This is a genomic window from Arthrobacter sp. Y3225209 (genome assembly GCF_059090685.1).
This window is the reverse complement of sequence record NZ_JBNHFW010000023.1, coordinates 1-21,299: the sequence shown is the minus strand read 5'-3', so window position 1 is coordinate 21,299 and position 21,299 is coordinate 1. Positions and strand designations below refer to the sequence as shown.

18 protein-coding genes and 1 pseudogene are annotated in these 21,299 nt (G+C 68.1%); 9 read left to right on the top strand and 10 right to left on the bottom strand.

What is annotated here, in order from left to right:
• Positions 1-14: 14 nt before the first annotated feature.
• Together AC5RVB_RS12610 and AC5RVB_RS12605 are read left to right on the top strand one after the other, a co-directional pair.
• Complete coding sequence (locus AC5RVB_RS12610) at positions 15-509, top strand: hypothetical protein (RefSeq protein WP_494142851.1); 495 nt, start codon at positions 15-17, stop codon at positions 507-509.
• A gap of 43 nt (positions 510-552) precedes the next feature.
• A complete protein-coding gene (locus tag AC5RVB_RS12605; RefSeq protein ID WP_227904933.1) occupies positions 553-858 on the top strand; it encodes a hypothetical protein in 306 nt (101 codons plus the stop codon).
• A gap of 12 nt (positions 859-870) precedes the next feature.
• Here the strand turns inward: AC5RVB_RS12605 and AC5RVB_RS12600 are convergent, their stop codons facing one another.
• Positions 871-1,773, bottom strand: coding sequence for an RluA family pseudouridine synthase (locus AC5RVB_RS12600; RefSeq protein ID WP_494142867.1), 903 nt, complete (start codon positions 1,771-1,773; stop codon positions 871-873).
• Positions 1,774-1,853: 80 nt separating this feature from the next.
• On the opposite strand from AC5RVB_RS12600, the gene AC5RVB_RS12595 reads away from it, so the two are divergent.
• Positions 1,854-3,380 (top strand): SulP family inorganic anion transporter, encoded by a 1,527-nt coding sequence (locus AC5RVB_RS12595; RefSeq protein WP_494142850.1) that lies wholly within the window; start codon positions 1,854-1,856, stop codon positions 3,378-3,380.
• A 27-nt stretch (positions 3,381-3,407) separates the two neighbouring features.
• Here the strand turns inward: AC5RVB_RS12595 and AC5RVB_RS12590 are convergent, their stop codons facing one another.
• Both AC5RVB_RS12590 and AC5RVB_RS12585 read right to left on the bottom strand, forming a co-directional pair.
• Positions 3,408-4,292 (bottom strand): serine/threonine-protein kinase, encoded by an 885-nt coding sequence (locus tag AC5RVB_RS12590; RefSeq protein ID WP_494142849.1) that lies wholly within the window; start codon positions 4,290-4,292, stop codon positions 3,408-3,410.
• 205 nt (positions 4,293-4,497) lie between these two features.
• On the bottom strand, positions 4,498-5,004 hold the full coding sequence (locus AC5RVB_RS12585) for a MarR family winged helix-turn-helix transcriptional regulator (RefSeq protein WP_493991699.1): 507 nt from the start codon (positions 5,002-5,004) through the stop codon (positions 4,498-4,500).
• Between the two features lie 163 nt (positions 5,005-5,167).
• Here AC5RVB_RS12585 and AC5RVB_RS12580 point away from each other — a divergent pair, with 163 nt between their 5' ends.
• From AC5RVB_RS12580 to AC5RVB_RS12560, 5 genes are all read left to right on the top strand, one after another.
• Positions 5,168-6,322, top strand: a complete 1,155-nt coding sequence (locus AC5RVB_RS12580; RefSeq protein ID WP_290245862.1) for an ABC transporter substrate-binding protein — start codon at positions 5,168-5,170, stop codon at positions 6,320-6,322.
• On the top strand, positions 6,297-7,439 hold the full coding sequence (locus tag AC5RVB_RS12575; RefSeq protein WP_494142848.1) for a FecCD family ABC transporter permease: 1,143 nt from the start codon (positions 6,297-6,299) through the stop codon (positions 7,437-7,439). Before AC5RVB_RS12580 ends, AC5RVB_RS12575 begins: the two co-directional genes overlap by 26 nt.
• Complete coding sequence (locus AC5RVB_RS12570; protein ID WP_227904940.1) at positions 7,436-8,317, top strand: ABC transporter ATP-binding protein; 882 nt, start codon at positions 7,436-7,438, stop codon at positions 8,315-8,317. The genes AC5RVB_RS12575 and AC5RVB_RS12570 overlap by 4 nt, the downstream gene beginning before the upstream one ends.
• Complete coding sequence (locus tag AC5RVB_RS12565) at positions 8,314-9,804, top strand: hypothetical protein (RefSeq protein WP_494142847.1); 1,491 nt, start codon at positions 8,314-8,316, stop codon at positions 9,802-9,804. The genes AC5RVB_RS12570 and AC5RVB_RS12565 overlap by 4 nt, the downstream gene beginning before the upstream one ends.
• Positions 9,805-9,897: 93 nt before the next feature.
• On the top strand, positions 9,898-11,448 hold the full coding sequence (locus tag AC5RVB_RS12560; RefSeq protein ID WP_494142846.1) for an MFS transporter: 1,551 nt from the start codon (positions 9,898-9,900) through the stop codon (positions 11,446-11,448).
• Positions 11,449-11,487: 39 nt separating this feature from the next.
• Here the strand turns inward: AC5RVB_RS12560 and AC5RVB_RS12555 are convergent, their stop codons facing one another.
• Together AC5RVB_RS12555 and AC5RVB_RS12550 are read right to left on the bottom strand one after the other, a co-directional pair.
• Positions 11,488-11,868: a GNAT family N-acetyltransferase gene (locus tag AC5RVB_RS12555; protein WP_494142845.1), complete on the bottom strand. Its 381-nt coding sequence runs from the start codon at positions 11,866-11,868 to the stop codon at positions 11,488-11,490.
• 92 nt (positions 11,869-11,960) lie between these two features.
• Positions 11,961-12,557 (bottom strand): LysE/ArgO family amino acid transporter, encoded by a 597-nt coding sequence (locus AC5RVB_RS12550; protein WP_290245866.1) that lies wholly within the window; start codon positions 12,555-12,557, stop codon positions 11,961-11,963.
• A gap of 69 nt (positions 12,558-12,626) precedes the next feature.
• Between AC5RVB_RS12550 and AC5RVB_RS12545 the strand changes: the two genes are divergently transcribed.
• Complete coding sequence (locus AC5RVB_RS12545; protein WP_494142844.1) at positions 12,627-13,493, top strand: LysR family transcriptional regulator ArgP; 867 nt, start codon at positions 12,627-12,629, stop codon at positions 13,491-13,493.
• Between the two features lie 158 nt (positions 13,494-13,651).
• Here AC5RVB_RS12545 and AC5RVB_RS12540 read toward each other — a convergent pair whose 3' ends face one another.
• The 5 genes and pseudogenes from AC5RVB_RS12540 to AC5RVB_RS12520 form a co-directional block, all read right to left on the bottom strand.
• The gene (locus AC5RVB_RS12540) at positions 13,652-14,449 is read right to left on the bottom strand and encodes an Fpg/Nei family DNA glycosylase (protein WP_227904952.1); all 798 of its coding nucleotides are present in this window, start codon (positions 14,447-14,449) and stop codon (positions 13,652-13,654) included.
• Between the two features lie 32 nt (positions 14,450-14,481).
• A complete protein-coding gene (locus AC5RVB_RS12535; protein ID WP_494142843.1) occupies positions 14,482-19,368 on the bottom strand; it encodes an ATP-dependent helicase in 4,887 nt (1,628 codons plus the stop codon).
• A gap of 69 nt (positions 19,369-19,437) precedes the next feature.
• Positions 19,438-20,106: a DUF4232 domain-containing protein gene (locus AC5RVB_RS12530; RefSeq protein ID WP_227904959.1), complete on the bottom strand. Its 669-nt coding sequence runs from the start codon at positions 20,104-20,106 to the stop codon at positions 19,438-19,440.
• Positions 20,107-20,199: 93 nt separating this feature from the next.
• A complete protein-coding gene (locus tag AC5RVB_RS12525; protein ID WP_290245871.1) occupies positions 20,200-20,925 on the bottom strand; it encodes a YcnI family copper-binding membrane protein in 726 nt (241 codons plus the stop codon).
• Between the two features lie 70 nt (positions 20,926-20,995).
• A pseudogene (locus AC5RVB_RS12520) lies at positions 20,996-21,299 on the bottom strand (hypothetical protein); the annotation flags it as partial.

The window sequence follows — 21,299 nt, the reverse complement described above, 5'->3', positions numbered from 1 at the left end:
GAAAGGCAAGGTTTATGAGCGAGCAGAGCATTCCTGATCCCGAACTCGGCGACGATCCGGTTCTGGCCGACGACGTCGCAGCGGTTGCCACCCCGGACGAACTGACGGTGGTCTCCGAAGACGAGCTGCTGGAGCAGGACCAGCTGACGGACGCCGAAGACCTCACCTATCCCGGCGCGGCCGAAGACACCTATCCCGGCGCGGCCGAAGACAACCCCGACAACTGGCAGGCAGACCCGCTGATCCGCGGCGAAGCTCCGCTGGATGAGCCCGGCGCCCTCTCCGACCAGGCCCTGCGCGAGGAGACGGCTGAGGAACGCTTCCTCGACGGCGAGAGCCAGATTCCGCCGGAGGAACCCACCATCGGCGAAGCGGCGTCCGACGTTGATTTCGGTGATCCGACCGTGGGTGACGAGGAAGACGCCAGCGACGACCCGGCGCACCTTGGCGGCAACCCCCTGGCCGATTTTGATCCCGAAGACGAGCCGGATCCGGACGCAGAGCGCTAATTCCTGCCCAAGGTCACTCCCGGGGCGGCACTAGGCTGGTTCCATGCCTTCTTTCCGCGTGCAGTTGAACATCCTCGGTCTGAAGCCGGGCAACCCGCCCGAAGCGGTAATGGAAACAGCCGTCGCCGCCCTGGGATCGGCCCACCACGTAGAGGCCAACCAGCTGGACATCGTCTCCGGGGTGCCGCGGATCACGCTGCGGTTCACCGTGCCGGATGACGAATTCTCCGTGGAAAACTCCCGCGCCCGCCGTGCGGCCATCAACATGCGCGCCGCCGTCGAGGAAGTAGCCAACGGTCGGGACCTCCGGGTGCTCCGCCGGATGCGCGGACGCTGGACGGTGCTGTAGGCACCGGAAGAATCAGCCGGGAAAAGCGTCCAGGGAAAGCCGGCTGCGGTACTCCACCGGCTCACGGGTCAGCGGATCCGTAAAGCGCACCGAACGGGCCAGCAGCTGCAGCGGCTTGGAATAGTCATCCGGTGCCTGCGGCAGCAGCTCGGGGTAGAAGGAATCGTTGAGGATCCCGATGCCCTGGGACGCCATATGCACCCTGAGCTGGTGGGTTTTGCCGGTGTGCGGGGACAGCCGGTACCGGCCCAGTCCGTCCCGGCTTTCCATCAGCTCAATCAGGGTTTCCGCATTCGGCTCGCCGTCCACTTCCTGGGCCAGCAGGTAGGTGCGGGACTTGATCATGCGGCTGCGGACGGTCAGCGGCAGCGCCAGGTCCTCGCGGACGGGGGCCACGGCCTCGTACTCCTTGCTGATCCGCCGTTTCTCGAACAGGATCTGGTAACTGCCCCGGGTCTCGGGGTTGGTGGAAAACAGCAGCACGCCGGCCGTCATCCGGTCCAGCCGGTGCATCGGAATCAGGTCCGGGATTCCCAACTGCACGCGGAGCCGCACCAGAGCCGACTCGGCCACATACATCCCGCCCGGCGTCGTCGGCAGGAAATGCGGCTTGTCCACCACCAGCAGGTTCTCGTCCTGGTGCAGGATGCCGATGTCCACGGGTATCCGCTCTTCCGGCGGGAGCTCACGGTAGTACCAGATGAAGGTGTGCTCGTTCAGGGGCGTGGCTGCGGTCAGCGGAACACCGCCCAGGCCCACCACCTCGCCGCGCTCAAAACGGTTCACAATCCCGTCCGGATCCACATGGCCAAAACGCTCCAGCACATAGTCCATGGCGGTCTTCCACGGCCCCTCTGACGGCAGGCGCAGGCGGGTGGCATTGACTCCGTTGCGCACGGGAAGCGGGGATTGCATCACGGTTTCAGGATATCGGGTGCCCGGGCTTAAATTTGGGCTGGGCCTTTCTGCCCGCGAACCCTGCGAAACGGAGCCCGGTGGCCACCAAACCAGTTATTCCTCCTGCTGAGCCGAGCACGACGACGGCGCTGACGCCCGAAGAGCGCCAGTCCGTCCTGCGCACCCTGCGGTCACCAAAACTGCTCAAAACCGAGGTCCTGGCCGGGCTTGTCGTGGCCCTGGCGCTGATCCCCGAGGCGCTGGCATTCTCCGTGATTGCCGGGGTGGATCCGCGCATCGGCCTGTTCTCCGCCTTCACCATGGCCGTGACCATTTCCTTCCTCGGCGGCCGCCCGGCAATGATCTCCGCCGCCACCGGCGCCGTGGCCCTGGTCATCGCACCGCTGGTGGCATCCCACGGCGTGAACTACATGATTGCCGCCGTGCTGCTGGCCGGCGTCGTCCAGGTGCTGCTGGCCGTGCTGGGGGTGGCGAAACTCATGCGCTTCATTCCCCGCCAGGTCATGGTGGGCTTCGTCAACGCGCTGGCCATCCTGATCCTCGTTGCACAGGTGCCCGAGCTGCTGGGCGTCCCCTGGCTGGTCTACCCGCTGGTGGCGCTGGGGCTGCTGATTGTCTTCGGCCTTCCCCGGCTCACCACAGCGGTACCGGCATCCCTGGTGACCATTGTGGTGCTCACCGCCATTACCGTCGGAGCGTCCCTGACCGTGCCGACCGTCGGGGACAAAGGCGAACTGCCGGAAAGCCTGCCCTCCCTGCTGCTGCCTGACGTCCCGTTTAGCCTGGACACCCTGCAGGTGATTTTCCCCTACGCGCTGGCCGTGGCGTTTGTCGGACTGCTGGAATCCCTCATGACGGCCAAGCTGGTGGATGACGTCACTGACACCCGCTCCAATAAGACCCGGGAAGCCTGGGGTCAGGGCGCGGCCAACATTGTGACCGGATTCTTCGGCGGGATGGGCGGCTGCGCGATGATCGGGCAGACCATGATCAACGTAAAGGCCTCGGGCGCCCGCACCCGGATTTCCACCTTCCTCGCCGGCGTGTTCCTGCTGGTACTGGTGGTGGTGTTCGGCGATGTTGTGGCGGTCATTCCCATGGCCGCCCTGGTGGCCGTGATGATCTTCGTGGCGGTGGCCAGCTTCGACTGGCACAGCATCCGCCCGTCCACACTGAAGATGATGCCGAAGAGCGAGACCGCCGTTATGCTCGCCACCGTGGCCGTCACGGTCTGGAGCCACAACCTGGCCATCGGCGTCGGCGTCGGCGTGCTCGTGGCCATGGTGCTCTTCGCCCGGCGGGTGGCCCACTTCGTCACCGTGGACCGCATGGTTGACGACGACGGCGCCGTGGCCACCTACACGGTCAACGGCGAGTTGTTCTTCGCCTCCTCGAATGATCTCTACTCCCAGTTTGAGTATGTCCGCGATCCCGCCCGTGTGGTCATTGACCTCAGCGGTTCGCATGTCTGGGACGCTTCCACGGTGGCCGCCCTGGATGCGGTCACGGAAAAGTACCGCCGGCGCGGAACCGAAGTGCAGATTGCCGGGCTCAATGACGCGAGCGTGCAGATGCGGAACCGGATGGCCGGGAAGCTGGGCTGACGGGGAGCGCTCACCGGGCGGTCGTGGTCAGGCGGCGCGCAGTGCCGGCGAGTCCGCAAGGAGGGCCGTGAACGCCGTCCGGCATTCCTCCGCCGTCGGGCGGTCCCGGAAGGAAAGCGACGTCATCGCCGTCAGCAGGGACGTCCAGCCGGCCGGCAGCGCGGCCGGAATCTCCGGGCCGCGGACCGTCCGGACCACCATGGATTCAACCTGCGGCAGGTCGAAGGCACGGACACCCGTGATGGACTCCAGCAGGACGAGTCCCAGGGAGTACACGTCGGTGGCGCCGGTCAGGTCTGTTCCGTGGACCTGTTCCGGACTCATATACGGCAGGCTCCCGTAGGACTGCTGCTCCCCGCCGCCCTGGGCGTCCACGGCTGTTCCCAGATCGGCAATCTTCGCGGTCCCCGTCCCCGGGTCGAGCAGGATGTTCGACGGTTTGATGTCCCGATGGATATATCCGGCCGCATGTATGGCGGAGAGTCCGGCCGCCACGTCCCGGCCGAGCCGTGCCGCGGCGGCAGGCTGCATGGCGCCGTGGCTGGCAATGTCCTGGCGCAGGTTGCGTCCGGGCACCATCTCCAGCACCAGATAGGGGGCCTGAGCACCTGTGTCGGGGTGGCTGATGGCGCCGTGGGACAACAGCCCCACCACATGCGGATGGGGTATCGCTGCCAGCACGGCGGCCTCGCGTGAGGCTTCGTGGCCCTGGGGTGCGTGCCCCAGGGGAGCGGAGAAGATTTTCACGGCCACCTTCTCCAGCGAGGCAAGGTCGGTGGCCCGCCAGACATACGCGGCGGCGCCGCGTCCGATGGGTTCATCCAGGCAGTACCGTCCGTCGAGGAGAACGTGGGCACTGAAACCGGACGAGTCCGGGCGGCCGGACGGGACGGAACGGGGCTGTCCGGCCACCGGCCGGGAATGCCGAATAGCCGCTGGCGCCGAGCCGCTCATTGTCCGCTCCCCCATGGATAGTTAGCTTGTCTAGTTATTAGAAAAGCTAAGATACCTGCGGCGGGATCGGAAAGTCCAGTACGGGTGCGGCGCGGCCGGTGGCGCCGGCGGAAATAAGGCGGCGGGAAGTGTGTGGCCGGAATGGGGTGGGTTGCGGCCGGGGCTAGCCGGCGGGCGGTTCAGGCAGCGCGTCCCGCAGCCGGTTCATAAAGCGGATGACCACGTCGGCCTCGGCGGGGGAGAGTTCGGCGGCCGCCTGCATCATGCGCCGGTGCATGTCCCCAACGGTCTCCCGGACTTCCTCATCGGACGTTTCGGTAGGGACAATCTCCCAGGCCCGCCGGTCATTCGGGCGTGCGCGCCGCTGGACATAGCCACCGCGTTCCAGGCGGTCAATCAGCGCCGTGGTGGAGGCAGTGGAAATGCCCAGCAGCCGGCTGAGATCCTTGGGTCCCAGGCTTCCGCCCACCTGGCGTGCCTGCATGAGGTAGCGCATGGCAAGCAGGTCATTCTCATTCATGCCCATGGAGTCCTGGGTGCGCCGGCGGATCTGCGTTTCGGTGGCACGGTAGCTCCGCACGGCGTCGAGTACGTCGCGGGCCCGAGGGTGCTCCGGATCCGGGGTGTACCAGTACCCGCCCTGATCGCCGGGCTGCTGGGGGATGTCCATTCGCCCAATCCTAGTCCTCCTGAAGGCTAGCCCGGCTAGGGAACGGTGCGACACAATTCACACTGTAATTAGGACATAAAAATATGAGCTAATGCGTTCGGGTGTGGTCTGATGTTGTTTGTCCGATTTAGGACCGCCTTACTTCAGACTGATAGGAACACCCTTGCCCGCACCCAGCGTCCCGCCGTCCATGTCCTCCATCGGGCCTTCGCGCCGAACCGTCCTTGGCGGAGCCGGTCTGGGCTTCCTTGCCCTGGCGCTTGGCGCCTGCTCATCCCGGGAGACCGTGGGTGCGGGCAACCCGGCAGCCTCCGCCGGGTCCGGAAGCTTCACCGTGACGGACATGCGCGGCGTGCAGGTGTCCTTTGACGCTCCGGTGCAGCGAATCGCCACCACCGTGATCCCCTCCCCGTCCATGCTGGCTGCCGTGGACGGCGGCTACGGCCGGATTGTGGGCATCAATGAGTCCACCCTGCAGGCCAACCAGCAGGGCCTGTTCGGCGAGATGTTCCCGGAATCAAAAAAGACCACCACCATCTCCCCGTCCAGCTTCACGCCGAACATTGAAACCATCACCGACCTGGAACCCGACGTTGTTTTCCAGTGGGCGGACCAGGGCGACGGCCTCGTGGAGCCGCTCGAAAATGCCGGGTTCAAGACCGTCTGCCTGCTCTACGGCACACAGGAGTACCTGGAAACCTGGGTGTCCCTGTTCTCCACCATCCTCGGCAAGCCAGGGCGCGGCACCGAAATTGTCGATTGGATGCACACCGAAATCTCGCGGCTGCAGGAGGAACTTTCCGGCGTCACAACGCCCGTTCGGGTGGTGCACCTGGGCCAGTCCGGTGACGGCTATTCGGCCTCGAACAAAACCTCCTACATGCACTATTGGATGGAACTGGCCGGCGGGCAGAACATGGCCGCAGACAACATCTCCGCCGAGAACGTGGTGAGTGCCGAACAGCTGATCGAATGGGATCCGGAGGTCATCACGCTGGGCGGCTTCGACGCCCGCACTCCTGCAGAGGTCTATGCGGACAAGTCCCTTGCCTCGGTGTCCGCCGTGAAGAACCGCCGGGTCTACAAGGCCCCACTGGGCGGTTACCGCTGGGAGGTGCCCTGCGCCGAGTCGCCGCTGATGTGGCAGTGGGCGGCGGAAATTTACCACCCCGACCGCACCGGCCACACACTGCGTGCCGCCATGAAGGAAAAGATCAGCTACCTCTACGGATACGACGTCTCCGAAGGGCAGATCGACGCCGCCCTGCGGCTGGACATGAACGGTGCCAGTGTTGGCTACGACGTCTTCCGCCGCTGAGATGGGCACGGCACCCGCCGCTGGTCCCGCGCGGAAAGTCCCCGCACCACCGGCCGGAGCACGCCGCGGGACCCCCACAGCTGCACGCCGCCGGCTGATCCTGCTGCTGTGCTTCCTGATCCTCTGCGCGGTGGCCCTGGTGTCCATGGCCGCCGGCCGCTACTGGGTTCCCCCGAACGAGATCCTGCGCATCCTCGCCAATGAGGCCACCACCGTCTTTGGCGGGGAGGGAATGCTCCGGCGGACCTGGACTGACCAGGAAGCCACCGTGGTCCTGGACGTGCGGCTTCCGCGCGTGCTGCTGGCCTTCCTGGTGGGCGGGGCACTCTCGCTGGGAGGTGCCTGCCTGCAGGCACTGTTCCGCAACCCGCTGGTCAGCCCGGACATTATCGGCGTCACGGCCGGGGCATCCTTTGGCGGCGTGCTGGTACTGACCCTTGGCCTCTCCGGCGGCTGGATGGTGGGCGGAGCCTTCGGGTTCGGCCTCGCCGCCCTGGCCGGCGTGCTGCTGCTGGGCCGGCTGGGCGGACGGGACAACGCGATGCTCATGATTGTGCTCGGCGGAATTGTGGTGGCAGCCTTCTTCAACGCCCTGGTCTCCTTTATGACCTACATAGCGGACCCGTACTCCGAACTGCCCTCGATTGTGCACTGGCTGCTGGGCTCCATTGCCGCAGCGAGCTATGACAAGGTGCTCACCGCCCTGGTCCCGGTGGCGTTGGGCGCCGCCGTCGTGCTCGCCCTGCGCTGGCGGCTGAACGTGCTCTCGCTGGGCGACGACGACGCCGCCGCGCTGGGCGTGAACCCGCAGCGTTCGCGCGTGCTGCTGTTGTGCGCCGTCGCCCTGATGACCGCCGGGACAGTGGCCGTGGCCGGCGCCGTCGGCTGGGTGGGATTGGTGGTTCCGCATCTGGCCCGGCTCTGGGTGGGGCCGGATCACCGGGTGCTGCTGCCGGCGTCGCTGCTGCTGGGCGGCACGTACCTGATGCTCATTGACACCCTCAGCCGCTCCATCACCAGCAGCGAACTGCCTCTGGGCATCCTCACCGCCATTATCGGCGCGCCCGTTTTCGTGGCGCTGCTGGCCCGATCACAGAAGAAAGGGCAGGTCTCATGACCGTACTTTCCATGCCGCGCCCCGCGTCCGGAAACCAGGGGCAGGACCCGCTGATGCAGGTGGCGGACCTGGGGTTCCGCTACTCACGGCTGCGGCCCTGGCTGTTCCGCAACCTGGGCTTCACACTGCAGCCCGGCGAAATCCTTTCCATCCTGGGGCCCAACGCCCGGGGCAAGACCACGCTGCTCAAATGCCTGGCCGGACTGCTGGCCCCGCGCGAAGGATCCGTGTCCTGCGCCCCGGGGATCGGCTACGTGCCGCAGGACCACGGCGCAGGGCCTTCCTTCAGCGTCGCCGAAATGGTGCTGATGGGCCGCACCCGGCACCTGCGGGCCTACCAGACTCCGCGGCGCGAGGACCATGACGCCGCCGAGGCCGCCATGGAGCGGGTGGGCGTGGCCGCCTGGGCGGAACGGGAATACTCCGAGCTGTCCGGAGGGCAGCGGCAGCTGGTACTGATTGCCCGGGCGGTGGCCTCCGGCTGCGAGCTGCTGATCCTGGACGAGCCGGCCTCCGCCCTGGACCTGAACAACCAGTCCCGCGTGCTGGCGGTACTGTCCGGCCTGGCCTCCGACGGTATGGGCATCATCATGACCACCCACCACCCGGACCACGCCCTGCACGTGTCCAAAAATGCGCTGCTGTTTGTCGGCAGCCATGACGTCCGCTGGGGTCCCACCGATGAACTGCTTACCGGCCCCGCCCTGTCCGAGGTGTACGGCCTGCCCATCTGCACCCCCACCGTGGGAACCGTCTCGGGCGAACGCGTGATCGCGGTCCCGGACTTCGGCCCGTCCTGCCGCGCCTGCCCGGTGCCCGAAGCCGTCGGGGCACCATTGATTGACCTTCCCCTGCCTATCCGAAAGGACCTTCCGTGATTATCCGACTGATCGGCGGCACGCCCATGCGCGGTCAGGCCGACCCGTCCTGGCGCGGTGCCATCTCCGACGCCGATGCCTACGACCTGACCAACGACGCCGCGCGGGCCCGGATTCTCTCCGCCAACGGCTTGGTGATCAGCGGCGGTGTGGACCACCTGCTGCTGGGCCGCTACCGGGAGGAACTGACGGCTTTTGTCCGCTCCGGCGGCCGGGTGCTGGTCAACGGCCAGGTGGTCAAGCCGTTCATCGACGGGCTGGCCGTGTGGCGGAAGCTGGAATTCCGCGGTGCGCAGGATGTCCGTCCACACGCCGTCAGCGAGCATCCGGTCTGGAACGGGATCGATGACCGGGACCTGCACTACCGCACCGGCGTGCCCGGTATCCACAGCTATGAGCGGCTGGAGGAGATAGGCGTAGCCGGTTTCTACGGCCGCGGCTACCACCTGGACCTGCCCGAAGGAGCCCAGGTCATCACCGGCATTGGCTCCTACCGGCTGCCGCTGGACTACGCCTACCGCATCGGCGCCGGCGAAGTGCTGGTGCACGGCGGCAATGACCTGGAGAGCTTCAGCGACGACGGCTACAGCACCCGGGTGCTTGGCCCGAACCTGGTGGCCTGGCTCGAAGCGGGACGGAACGACGGCGCACGGAACGATGGCGGACGGGACGGCGGGACCAGCGTGCGCAACGGCGCGCAGAACGGCGGCACTGATGCCGCCGTCGTCCGCGTTCTCCCCGCCGCCGCCCCGGCGGATGCCGCCGTCGCCCGCGCAGCCCGCGATGCTAGGGTTTCCCGCGAATCCCGCGAATCCCGCGAATCCCGCGAATCCCGCGCACCGGGTGCCGCGCCGCGGATCGGGCTGCTGCACTGCGGCGCCTTCCAGCCGCTGCGCACCCTTGCTGATCCGGCGCTGGCACCCTACCGGCTGGAATCCGTGTACCTCCCGGACGCTGATCCGGCAGTGCTGGCGGACCTGGACGTGGTGCTGGTCAGCGACCGGCTGCACCAGGGCCAGCTGGAGCGTTTTGTCCCGGCACTGCTTGCGGCGCTGGAGGATCCGCGGAAAACGGTGATCGTACTGGGCGAAAACAAGGTGGAGCAATGGCTGCCCGGTGTTGGCTACACCTTCCGGCCCACAGTGTTCTGGAAATGGCGCACGGGCGAGGACAACGGCACCCGGCTGCGGCTGCCGGAGGACCCGATGTGGGAGTTCTTTACCCCGTGGTCCGTGTCCTGGCACCATCACGGATTGCTGCACCCGCGCCCCGGGGCCCGGTCACTGGTGGTCATGGAAGAGGACGGTGCCGAGGTGGGGACCCTGATGTATGTGGATGAGGTCAACCAGCCCGCCCGTCTGCTGGTGACCACCATGGACCCGGTGTACCACCACGGATCCGGGTTTATGCCCGGGGCCTCACAGCTGCTGTACTCACTGCTGCGCTGGGTGACCGCCACACGTTCGTCCGCGGGGAAACACCCCTGACCTGCGCTTGCGGGGGACGGGGGGACTACAGGGTCAGGGCCATGCCCAGGGAAGTTCGGCGGGATCGATGCCGAGAGGCTGCGGAGCGGGTTATTGGAAGACACGCAGTTTTCCGCCGGACCCGCTCCGCATCCGCTGTGGGTGGTGCCACACTGGGGCCATGAGTCACCGCGCAGGGTGCAGCCGGCAAGCAGCATTCGCCCCGGTCCACACGTCTGGTCGTTCATGAAGCCGGCGGGCAAAGCCGTCGTCGCGCTGATTGCGTGCTGCATCGCGCAGTTCGTCCTGACGGTCAACGGCTCGATCGTGAGCATCGTCCTGCCCGACATCGCGAAGGAGTTCGGCTCCTCGATGACGATGCTGCAGTGGACGGTCGGGGTCTACGTCCTCGCATTCGCCTGCCTCCTGACAGCGGCGGGCAACATGGCGGACCGACTCGGTCGCCGTCGCATCCTGCTTGCCGGACTCGCCGTCATCCTGATCGGCTCCGTCGTCTGCGCGCTGAGTCCCGATGTTGTCGTGCTCATCGTCGGCCGCGTCGTGCAGGCCGTCGGCGCAGCCATGCTCGCCTCGTCGGGGCTCGCCGCCGTCTCTGCCCGGTCGACCGACACCGCTGTGCGGGTCCGCGCGATCGCGTGGTGGGCCGCGATCGGCGGCGTCGCCCTGGCCGCAGGACCCTTCATCGGGGGCGTCGTCAGCGAGTTCTTCGGATGGCGCGGCGTGTTCTGGATGAGCGTCCCGGTAGCCCTCATCGGCCTGGCCCTGGTGCCAATTGCCGTCAGGGAGTCGCGCAACCCCTCGCCGCTCCCGTTCGATGTCGTAGGGCAGCTACTGGTGTCGGGGTTCCTCGCCGCGCTGGCCTTCGCGATGATCGAGGGCACACAGCTGGGCTGGACCTCTGCACCGATCCTGATCTCGCTCGGGGCCGCGGCCGTCCTCCTCATCGTCTGGCTGCTGCGTGCCCGGCGCCGCCCGGATCCCCTGATCCCGCTCCGCCTCTTCGCTGACCGCCCTTTCGTCCGGGCGTCGCTCACCTCGATCATCGGCTTCGCCGCCGCCGCCGGGTTCTTCTACATCGCCCCGCAGTATCTGCGCTCGATCCGCGGGGAGAGCGCGCTGGAAGCGGGCATCTTCCTCCTTCCGCTCGCAATCGCCGCACTGGTCTCTGCCCAGCTGTCCGGGCGGATCGTTGCGGCCGGTCGGGCGGGGCAGGACCTGGTGGCGGGTGGAGGGATCATGGCACTGGGCTCGGTGATGCTGCTGCTGTGGTCGGACGGCTCGCTGTGGGTGGAGGCGGCGTCGTTCGTGGTCTTCGGTTTCGGCTACGGACTGCTCAACGATCCGCTCAGCGTGGAGGAGCTCGCAGCGCTTCCCGACTCGGAGGCGGGTCTGGCCTCGTCGCTCTTCTCGACGTCGAAGCAGACCGGTCAGCTCTTGGGCATCGCGGTGGTTGGCACGATCCTGTCCGCAGCCTCGGCGGACTTTGCGAACGCCTACCGCCACGTGGGCGGGTGGGTCTGGATGGCGCTGCTGGTCTGCAGCATCGCTGTGGCCGCCCTGAACATCCCGTCCCTTGGCACCCGTACGAAGACGGCTCAGGCCCGCACCACCACGGCCCCGGACAACAGGCCTCGCACGTCTTGATTACAGGGTCAGGGCCATGCCCAGGGAGTCCGGCGCGGTTTAGAGGAAACCGTGCCGGGCATACAGGCGCCGTCCGGGCGGATCCGCCATCAGCGTGACCCAGGCGCCGGCCGGGGCTTCGGCCCGAATTTGGGCCAGCAGCTCGGTGAGCACGCGGTCGCCCAGTCCCTGCCGCTGGTGGCCGGGCAGCACGGCCATATCCGCAATATGGAAGTACCAGCCGCCGTCACCGATCACCCGTCCCATGGCCACCGGCGTCCCGGTGGCTGTTTCGACAATGTGGACGGCGGCCCAGCTGCCGGGCAGGGCCGCCCGGGCCTGGTCCGCCCGCTTCGGGCTGAGCCCGGACTCCGCGCGCAACCGGAGGTAGGCCTCCACCGGAGGGGCGGTGTGCAGCAGGCGGTACGGTTCATCAGTCATGGAGGAAATGCTTCCACGTCCGCCGGCCCGGACGCCGTTTTATTACGGGGCGGCACCGGGCTGCGGCGGTGCCGGACCCTGCCGGGGTTTCCTCAGCCCAGCACCAGCCGCGCGGCCAGGACCAGCATGACAATGCCGATCAGCAGGTCCACCACCTGCCAGGTCCTCGGCCGGTTCAGCACACCGGACAGTGAGCGCGCGCCGTAGCCCAGTGCCGTGAACCAGAGAAGGCTGCCGACGGCGGCGCCCGCGGCGAAAGTCCATCGGGCGTCCGGTCCGTACTGGTTCGCCAGACTCCCCAGCAGCACCACCGTATCCAGGTAGACGTGCGGGTTCAGGAAGGTCAGCGCGAGAGTGGTCAGAATGACGGTGCCTTTGCTGCGCGGCGCCTGGGCGGTCAGAGCCGAGGGGCGCAGGGCAGAAACCAGGGAACGGATACCCCACCAGGTGAGGTAGGCCGCGCCGCCCCAGCGGAGGATCTCCAGCGCTGCGGGAAAGCGGCTCACCAGTGCGCCGATCCCGGCAGTCCCACCGAAGATGAGCAGTGCGTCGCTGATGATGCACAGGGCCGTGACGGTTCCAATGTGCTCCCGGCGCAGACCCTGGCGCAGCACAAACGCGTTCTGGGCCCCGATGGCCACAATCAATCCCAGTCCGGTGACCATGCCGGTTGCCGCTATGCTCCACATGCTTCCAACGTAGTTCTCCGATGCGAATCAGACCAACGATTCTTTTTCAGGATGCATTAGCTTTGCTTCATGAACTTTGAACATCTGCGTGCCCTGTCCGCCGTCGTCGAGGAGGGAACCTTCGAAGCGGCCGCGGACCGGCTGCACATCAGCCCCTCGGCCGTCAGCCAGCGCATCAAGGCGCTGGAAAATGCTGAGGGGCAGATCATGGTCCGGCGCGGAGCACCGTGTACCCCCACGGAGCCCGGGGCAGTGCTGCTGAGGATGGCCCGGCAGGTGCAGCTGCTGGAATCCGAAGCGCGGCACACACTGTCCGGCGGATCATCCACCCGGGCCACGACGCCGGTGGCCGTGAATGCGGATTCCCTTGCCACCTGGTTCCTGCCGGTCCTCTCGGATGCAGCCGGCTGGACCGACAGCACACTGGACCTGCATGTGGAAGATCAGGACCACAGTGCCCGGCTCCTGCGCAGCGGCGACGTTATTGCCGCCGTCACCGCCGAACCGGCCCCGGTGAACGGATGCCGGGTCCAGCCGCTGGGGGCCATGCGCTACCTCCCGGTGGCCACGCCGGAACTCCGGGAACGCTTTACCGGAGCAGGCGGGATCGACTGGGAAGCGATGCCCGTGGTTCGGTTCAACGCCAAGGATGAGCTGCAGCGCCGGTTCCTGCGGGTCCGCGGTACAACGGGGGATCCGCCCCGGCACACCGTCCCGTCCTCTGAAGCGTTCCTGGCTGCGGTCCGCGCCGGACTGGGCTGGGGCATGCTGCCGGAACTGCAGTTGGGGACAAACCTCGACGACGGAGCGCTGGTGCTGCTGGACGGCCGGGCCCATGAGGATGTCCTGCTGTACTGGCAGGCGTGGAAGCTGGACTCGGAGCGGCTGGAACGTATCGGCGCCTCGGTGCGGCGGGCCGCCCGGCACCTGAGGTAGCGGCGGGCACGAAACCTTCCAACCAGCGGGCCCGGCTGCGTCAGGACTACGGATTTTCGACCACTTTGCGTCTTTCCGGCGCGTTTAAACCGGGCGGAAACTCAGGAACCGGTCGGAAAAACCCGAACCGGGCGGAAAAACCCGAACCGGTCGGAAAACTAACCCCGCAGGGGCTGGCAGTGCGGGCAGTAATACAGGTCCCGCAGCTCCAGCTCGTTGTCGCCGAACAGCTCATGGGCCACCTTGGTGCCACAGCGCAGGCAGCCGCGCTTCTCCCGGCGATAGACCCATAGCTGGTCCCGGCCCGCAGCACCGGTGGTGATCCGGCGGGACCGGTTCTTGTTCGCCTCGAGCAGCCGTTTGGACAGGTCCACCAGCCGGGACAGATCCGGCACCTGGGAAACCGGGGTTTTCGGATGCACGCCGGCCAGGAAGCACAGCTCGCACCGGTACACGTTGCCCACCCCGGCCATGATCCGCTGGTCCAGCAGCGCCAGGCCAATGGGGCGGTCGGGTTCGGCCCGCAGCCGGCGCAGCGCCTCTTCCGCATCCCAGTCCGGACCCAGCAGGTCGGGCCCCAGGTAGCCCACGGCGTCGTCCTCGTCCTTCCGCGCCACCACGCGCAGGAAGCCCAGGTCGAAGCCCACTATTTGGTGCGTGGCGGTTTCCAGCACGGCGCGGGCCTTAAACGCGGGCCGTCGCCACTTCCCGCCGCGGGGGTATACGTGCCAGAGGCCTTCCATTTTCAGGTGCGAGTGCAGGATCCAGCCCTCCGCAGGATCGCCGCCGCGGATCAGCAGATGCTTGCCGCGGGAGACGACGTCCTGCACCGTGTCACCGGTGAAGTCGGTAGTGGCAAACTTGGGGACCCGGAGATCGCACCGGGTAAGCTCCTGGCCGGCCAGTGCGGCGTTGAGATCGCGGGCGGCCCGCCAGACGGTATCGCCTTCAGGCACGCCGTCTCCTTTCCGGATTCCGCAGGGAAGTCTCAGACACGGTACCGCAGCCCCTTGGGAGTGGTGTAGAAACCGGCGGCGGTCAATGCCCGAGCTGCCTCGGTGTCCAAGATATCCGCACCGTTGACCTTCTCGATGGCCATTTTCTCCGCGGCACCGCGCCGGATGATCTGGACCAGGGCGGCGGCGGAGAGCTGCAGCAGCTCCGGATCCTCCGTGAAGGTCAGCAGGGTTTTCCCGCCGCGTTCGGCATAGAGGGCCAGGTTGCCGTCCACCAGAACCACCAGCGCGCCGGCCTTGCGGCCGGGCCGGTGCCCGCCGTCCAGCGACGGCCAGGGCAGGGCGGCGCCGTACGGGTTGGCCGGGTCCGTGGCAGCGAGGGCGACGGCGGCGGGTTCGGGGGCTTTGAGCTGGGCATCTTCGGAGTAGGACCGCAGCCGGTCCACCGTAGCGGGAACGGCAAACTGGGCCGCACCGAGCTGTTCAATGAAGTAGCCGCGCCGGCACCTGCCCATTTCCTCCAGCCGGGCGAGGACCCGGTAGAGCAGGGCAAAGCCGCCCACGGTTCCCTCGCTGGCCACCGAGCCGCGCGTGACCACACCGTAGCGGTCCAGCATCAGCTCGGCGGTGGCGTGCGCATGCAGGGTGGCGTCGGCCTCCACGGGCGGAAGCAGGCTCCAGCGTCCGGCAACCAGCGGCGGGGCGTTCCGCAGCGCCGCAGCGGCCGTGCCTCCGGCGGCAAGGCGCATTGAACTGCCCGTGAGCGAAGCGCCCGGTGCCCGGCCCAGCCGTCCCATCCGCGCGGTGCGTGCCCGCGGGGTGGCAGCCCGCTGTTTATGCGCTGTTTTCCCGCCCGAGAGCAGGGAACGCACCGGCGTGAACGTGTCATTGCTGATCTGTCCCGCCCAGGTGAGTTCCCACAGGGCGGAGACAATATTGGCATCGGTTTCGGCGGGCCCTACCGCTGCGAGGGTATCGCTGAGCTGGCGGAAGAAGTACGCGCCGCCGTTGCCCAGGATTTCCAGCAGCCGCTGGTGCAGGGCACCCGGCTCGAAGTCCGGAGACGGGTTCAGGGTCAGCGGGGCGTTCTCCGCCAGGTGCAGGGCTATCCAGCCGTCGTTGCCGGGCAGGGACCCGTGGCCGGACCAGAGGACCTCGCCGGTGGCGGTCAGCTCATCCAGCATGGCCGGAGCATAGTCCCGCACCCGGGACCCGAGGATCAGCGGCTCCCAGGCCGATGCCGGAATGGGCACGCCGGAGAGCTGGTCAATTACGGTGGCCACGCCGTCGAGCCCGCGCAGCCCGGTTCCCACGTTCTGCCACACGGGAAGGAACCGGCCGTAGGTGGCGGGGTCCACCGGTTCCACCTCGGAACGCAGTGCCGCCAGCGAGCTGCGCCGCAGCCGCCGCAGCACCTCCACGTCACACCATTCGGTGCCGCCCGGGGTGCCCGGGACGGTGACGGTGGCGGCGGGAGTGGAATCCACGCCGTCGTTGGCGTCCAGCAGCAGGGTTTCCGCCGGCCGGAATTCGCCTTCAGCCACCCGGCCTTCGCCCGCCAGCCGCTGCAGGGTGCCGGTCACCACCGCAACACCCAGGCCCAGCCGCGCCGCAGCCTCGGCCGCGGTGAAGGGGCCATGCGTGCGCGCGTAGCGGCCCACCAGGTCCCCCAGCGGATCCGCCACCGGCTCAATGAAGGCGAGCGGAACACCCATGGGCAGCGGAACACCCAGGGCATCGCGCAGCCGGGCGGCGTCTTCAATGGCGGCGTACCGGGTGGTACCGGCCATGCCGATCTTCAGGGCACGATTGGCGCGGACCAGTGCCTCCAGCAGCTCCTCGGCGTAGTCCTGGGATGCCGGTTCGGGGGTGCTGCCTTCCGGGCCGGGTTCCGCAGGCTGCAGCCGGGCAGCCACCTCGGGAACGGACAGCGGACCGAGCAGGCGCAGCAGGTCGGCCACGCCTTCCAATCCGCGGACCTTGCGGTCCGGAGCCAGGCGCTGCAGCTCCTGCTGGATCCGGTGAATGATCCGTGCGTCCAGCAGTTCGCGCAGCTCGGCCCGGCCCAGCAGCTCATTGAGCAGCGTCGGGTCCAGAGACAGGGCGGCGGCCCGGCGTTCGGCCAGCGGGGAGTCACCCTCGTAGAGGAAGGCGCCAACATAGCCGAAGAGCAGGGACCGGGCGAAAGGGGACGCCGAGGGGGTGGTGGTTTCCACCAGCCGGATCTCACGCCGCTCGATCCCGGCCGCAATGTCTTTCAAAGCCGGCAGATCGTAGACGTCCTGCAGGCATTCGCGCACGGTTTCAAGCACGATGGGAAAAGTCGGGTACTTCTTGGCGACATCCAGCAGCTGGGCGGAACGCTGCCGCTGCTGCCAGAGCGGGGTCCGCTTGGACGGGTTCTGCCGCGGCAGCAGCAGGGCGCGCGCCGCGCATTCGCGGAAACGCGAGGCGAACAGGGCGGACCCGCCCACCTCGGCGGTGACAATGGAGTCGAGTTCCTCGGGATCGAAAAGGAACAGCTCGGCGCCGGGCGGTTCATCCTCCATCAGCGGTACCCGCAGCACAATGCCGTCATCGGAGGCCATCGCCGAGCCGTCCAGCCCGTACTTCGCATGCAGCCGGGCCCCCACTGCCAGTGCCCAGGGCGCGTGGACCGGCATGCCATACGGGCTGTGCAGGACCACCCGCCAGTCGCCGAGCTCATCGTGGAAGCGTTCCACCACCAGGGATTTATCGTTGGGCACCACGTCCGTGGCCTGCTGCTGTTCGCGCAGGTAGGTGATCAGGTTTCCTGCGGCCCACTCGTCCAGCCCGACGGCGGCCAGCCGTTCGCGGGCAGCGGCGTCCTCCGAGCCGGCCATTTCCCGGACAAAGGCGCCCAGGGCACGGCCGAGTTCCACCGGCCGGCCCAGGGAATCCCCGCGCCAGAACGGCAGCTTGCCGGGCTGGCCGAACGCGGGGGAAACCAGCACCCGGTCATGGGTGATGTCCTCTATCCGCCAACTGGTGGCACCAAGCGCGAAAACGTCTCCCACCCGGGACTCATAGACCATCTCCTCATCGAGTTCCCCGACCCGGCGGCTGTTTTTGCCTTCGGAATCACCCACCAGATAGACGCCGAAAAGCCCGCGGTCCGGGATGGTGCCGCCGGAAGTCACCGCCAGCCGCTGGGCGCCGGGCCGGCCGGTGATGGTCCCTTCGGTGCGGTCCCACACAATCCGCGGGCGCAGCTCGGCGAACTCGTCGGAAGGATAGCGCCCGGAGAGCAGATCCAGGGTGGCGTCGAACGCGGAGCGCGGAAGGCCGGCGAACGGAGCGGACCGGCGGACGACGTCGAACCATTCCTCCACATCAATGGAACCCAGGGCGCAGGCCGCCACGGTCTGCTGCGCCAGGATATCCAGCGGGTTGGCCGGGATGGCCAGCGGCTCGATCTGCCCGGCCAGCATCCGCTCGGCGGTGACGGCGGAATTCAGCAGGTCCCCGCGGTGCTTGGGGAACATCACGCCCTGCGAGATTTCCCCGACCTGGTGTCCGGCCCGGCCCACGCGCTGCAGTCCGCTGGCCACGGACGGCGGGGATTCCACCTGTACCACCAGGTCCACAGCGCCCATATCGATGCCAAGTTCCAGCGAGCTGGTGGCCACCACACAGCGCAGCCGCCCGGATTTCAGGTCATCCTCGATCAGGGCACGCTGGTCCTTGGACACCGAGCCGTGGTGGGCGCGGGCGAGGAGGGGTCCGTCGTCGTCAACCGCCAGGTCCTCGCGGCGCAGGACCGAGACCCCGGACTGGGCCATGAGCTGGGCCGGCGGACGGGAGGTTCCTGTACGCGGAGCGGGCGCGGCGTCGTCGGTCCCGGTGGCCGCGGCGGCTGCCTCCAGCCGGTAGGCGTGGATCTCGTTCAGGCGTGCGGTCAGCCGTTCGGCAAGCCTGCGGGAATTGGCAAACACAATGGTGGAGCGGTTGGCCTCAATAAGGTCGACAATCTTCTCCTCCACATGCGGCCAGATGCTCGCCTGCGGAGCGTAACCGCCCTCAACGGTGTCCTCGACCGCCGGAGCGCCGCCCAGGTCCGACATATCCTCCACCGGAACCGTGACCGTGAGGTTCCAGTTCTTCTTCGACTCCGGCGCCACGATCCGCACAGGCGCATTGCCGCCCAGGAAGCGGGCCACGGTTTCATGCGGTTCCACGGTGGCGGAGAGCCCGATCCGCTGCACCGGCTTCTCCAGCATCGCGTCCAGCCGGGCCAGAGTCACAGCCAGGTGTGCGCCGCGCTTGGTGCCGGCCACTGCGTGGACCTCATCCACAATGACGGTTTCCACCTCGGCGAGGGTTTCCCTGGCCTGCGAGGTCAGCATCAGGAACAGGGACTCCGGCGTGGTGATCAGGATGTCCGGCGGCCGGGTCAGCAGGGCGCGGCGCTCATTCTGCGGGGTATCGCCGGAGCGTACGCCCACGGTGATGGACGGCGCCGGCAGGCCGAGCCGTTTGGCGGTCTGCGTAATGCCGATCAGCGGGGCCCGCAGATTGCGCTCCACGTCCACGCCCAGGGCCTTCAGCGGCGAAATGTACAGCACCTTGGTTTTACGTTTGGGTTCCTTGGCGCGCCGGGACCCGGAGACCTTGGTCTCGGCAGGCAGGGAAATGTCCAGGGTGGGATCTGTGTCCTGCGCCGCGGCGGCAATGAAGCTGTCCAGCGCCCAGAGGAACGCGGCCAGGGTTTTGCCGGATCCGGTAGGGGCAACCACCAGGGCGTTGGCGCCTTCGGACACCGCGTCCCACGCGCCCAGCTGCGCCGGTGTGGGCGCGGCGAAGGCACCCTCGAACCACTCCCGGGTGGCTGGGGTGAACTTGCCGAGCACGGTCCGGGCCTGCCGGGACAGGGCCTGCACCGAGGACGCCGATGTCATGCCACCATTCTTCCCCACTGCGCCGACAGTTTCCCCGCCGCTGCCGCGGGTTTGGCTGCAGGCCGAATATCAGCGGGCCTGCAGAACCCCAATGTGCAGCAGCTCAATGTCCTGGTTCAGGCAGCCGGTGGAGGGGTAGGTGATGGTCAGGGACGCGGTGTCCTCCGGCGGGTACACCAGCAGGGAGGCGGTGGGCTGTACCTGGCACTCGCCGTACTTCTGTGCCACGGTTTCCTGCAGTTCCGCGGCGGCGGACTGGCCCGGGGCCAGGGTGACCGGAACCGCCTGGGTGCCTTCTGTCCGGGCAGCGGGTGCGCCCACCTGGGTGCCCGCCGCGTCAAGGTAGGAGACGCCGGGGTAGCCGGCCAGCGTGCAGGAGTCATCGGCCGAGGTGTTGGTAAGCACCAGGGCACGGTACACACCGCCGCCGGTCGCACCGCCGGGGACGTCCTCCACCGCGCCGCTAAGTGTGCCCGCCGTGCAGGGGGCCGGTCCGGCGGCCGCAGCCCCGGTGCTGGGTTCAGCCGCGGGGGTGCTTGGTGCAGCGGATGTGGAAGGCGCCGCGGACGGGGCGCTGGCAGTAGCGGTGGGGGAGGGGGAACTGGACCCGGCGTCGTCGCTGTCCGCGGAACCGCAGCCGGCCAGGGCCGCTCCGGAAAGGGTGAGGAGGGCCAACAGGGTCAGTGCCTTGCGTGCTGGGGCTGTAGCGGCGCGGGAAACGGCGGTTCGGGTGTTCATGCTCTCACCCTGTCCCGGCGCCGGGGGTGCGTCAATCCGCCCCGCTGGGCGGGGCGGAAAGACGCAAAACCGTTACGGGTTCCCGGGAATGCGCTAGCCCCGGCTGCGGCCCCGGGTACGGATCAGTGCGGTGACGCCGGCGGCCAGGCCAAGCAGCCCGGCACCCAGTCCGGTGTACCCGGCAATTGCGGCGGCCTCGGTATCGTCGTCCCGCTCCTCCGCATCTTCCCGGTCGGAGCCGGCAGGTGTGCCGTGGTCGTCACCGTGCCCGCCGTTGTGGTCGTCGTCGGCCTCCGTGATGGTTACCACCGGGGCAGGTGAGTCCAGATCGTGCGCGGACTGCCCCTCCGCGGGCACCTGCGCCCAATCGGTTTCGCCCTCGGTGCAGGTCTGCAGGACGGGGAAAGCCAGGGTGGCGCCCTCATCCTCCGGCAGCGTGACGCTGAGCGTAAAGGTGTCCCGCACGCCGTCGGCCAACGGGTCCTTGGCGGTGTACACCACGGCGCTGGTGCGCGTGCTGACCTGTGAGCCGTTGGGCAGGGTCCGGGGTTCGGAGAGTTCCTCGGTGACCTTTTTGACGTCCCAGCCTGCGTGCGCGGTGGGAGTGGCATCCGTCAGCTCATCGGGAAGCGTGAAGGTCAGGGCCGTGGTGGGGGAGCCTTCGCAGCCGTGCGAGAGGTCAAAGGTGAGCAGGGCCGTGTCGCCGGCGCCCGTGGTGTCCGGAGTGACGTGGACGTGGGCAGCGGCAGAGCCGAGGCCCAGGGTCATCAGGGCGGCGGTGCCGCCGGCGGCAAGCAGGGCAGAGGTGCGGGTACGCATGGGTAAGCCTTTCAATGGCGCGCAGGGGCGCCGGGAGCCGCAGATTGCGGCAAGGGATAAGGAAAAGGGTTTAGGCCAAGGCGTACGACGGCGGTCCGCGCACCGGGCGGGCGGGGCAGTGCCGGGAGCGGGCCCGGCCGGGCGTCGGTGCAGGAACGGCCGCGGGGCGAATGATCCGGAAGGTGTGGGGCACCGGAGCGGTGAACAGCGGGCGCAGCCAGGCCGCAGCTGCGTGCAGCGCATCTTCGCCGCGGGCCAGTGCCAGAGTTGTGAGGACCACTGCCGCAAGGTGCGCCAGGAACAGGGCGGGGCCGGCGTCGTGCAGGCCGTGCCCTGCCGCAGCAGGTACGGCCGCCGGCAGGCAGTCCAGCACC

Coding starts and splice junctions, on each gene's coding strand:
- AC5RVB_RS12585 (WP_493991699.1), bottom strand. CDS start 5,004: ATGGACATCCCCCAGCAGCCCGGCGATCAGGGCGGGTACTGGTACACC.
- AC5RVB_RS12610 (WP_494142851.1), top strand. CDS start 15: ATGAGCGAGCAGAGCATTCCTGATCCCGAACTCGGCGACGATCCGGTT.
- AC5RVB_RS12545 (WP_494142844.1), top strand. CDS start 12,627: ATGAACTTTGAACATCTGCGTGCCCTGTCCGCCGTCGTCGAGGAGGGA.
- AC5RVB_RS12550 (WP_290245866.1), bottom strand. CDS start 12,557: ATGTGGAGCATAGCGGCAACCGGCATGGTCACCGGACTGGGATTGATT.
- AC5RVB_RS12535 (WP_494142843.1), bottom strand. CDS start 19,368: ATGACATCGGCGTCCTCGGTGCAGGCCCTGTCCCGGCAGGCCCGGACC.
- AC5RVB_RS12530 (WP_227904959.1), bottom strand. CDS start 20,106: ATGAACACCCGAACCGCCGTTTCCCGCGCCGCTACAGCCCCAGCACGC.
- AC5RVB_RS12570 (WP_227904940.1), top strand. CDS start 7,436: ATGACCGTACTTTCCATGCCGCGCCCCGCGTCCGGAAACCAGGGGCAG.
- AC5RVB_RS12525 (WP_290245871.1), bottom strand. CDS start 20,925: ATGCGTACCCGCACCTCTGCCCTGCTTGCCGCCGGCGGCACCGCCGCC.
- AC5RVB_RS12605 (WP_227904933.1), top strand. CDS start 553: ATGCCTTCTTTCCGCGTGCAGTTGAACATCCTCGGTCTGAAGCCGGGC.
- AC5RVB_RS12600 (WP_494142867.1), bottom strand. CDS start 1,773: ATGCAATCCCCGCTTCCCGTGCGCAACGGAGTCAATGCCACCCGCCTG.
- AC5RVB_RS12555 (WP_494142845.1), bottom strand. CDS start 11,868: ATGACTGATGAACCGTACCGCCTGCTGCACACCGCCCCTCCGGTGGAG.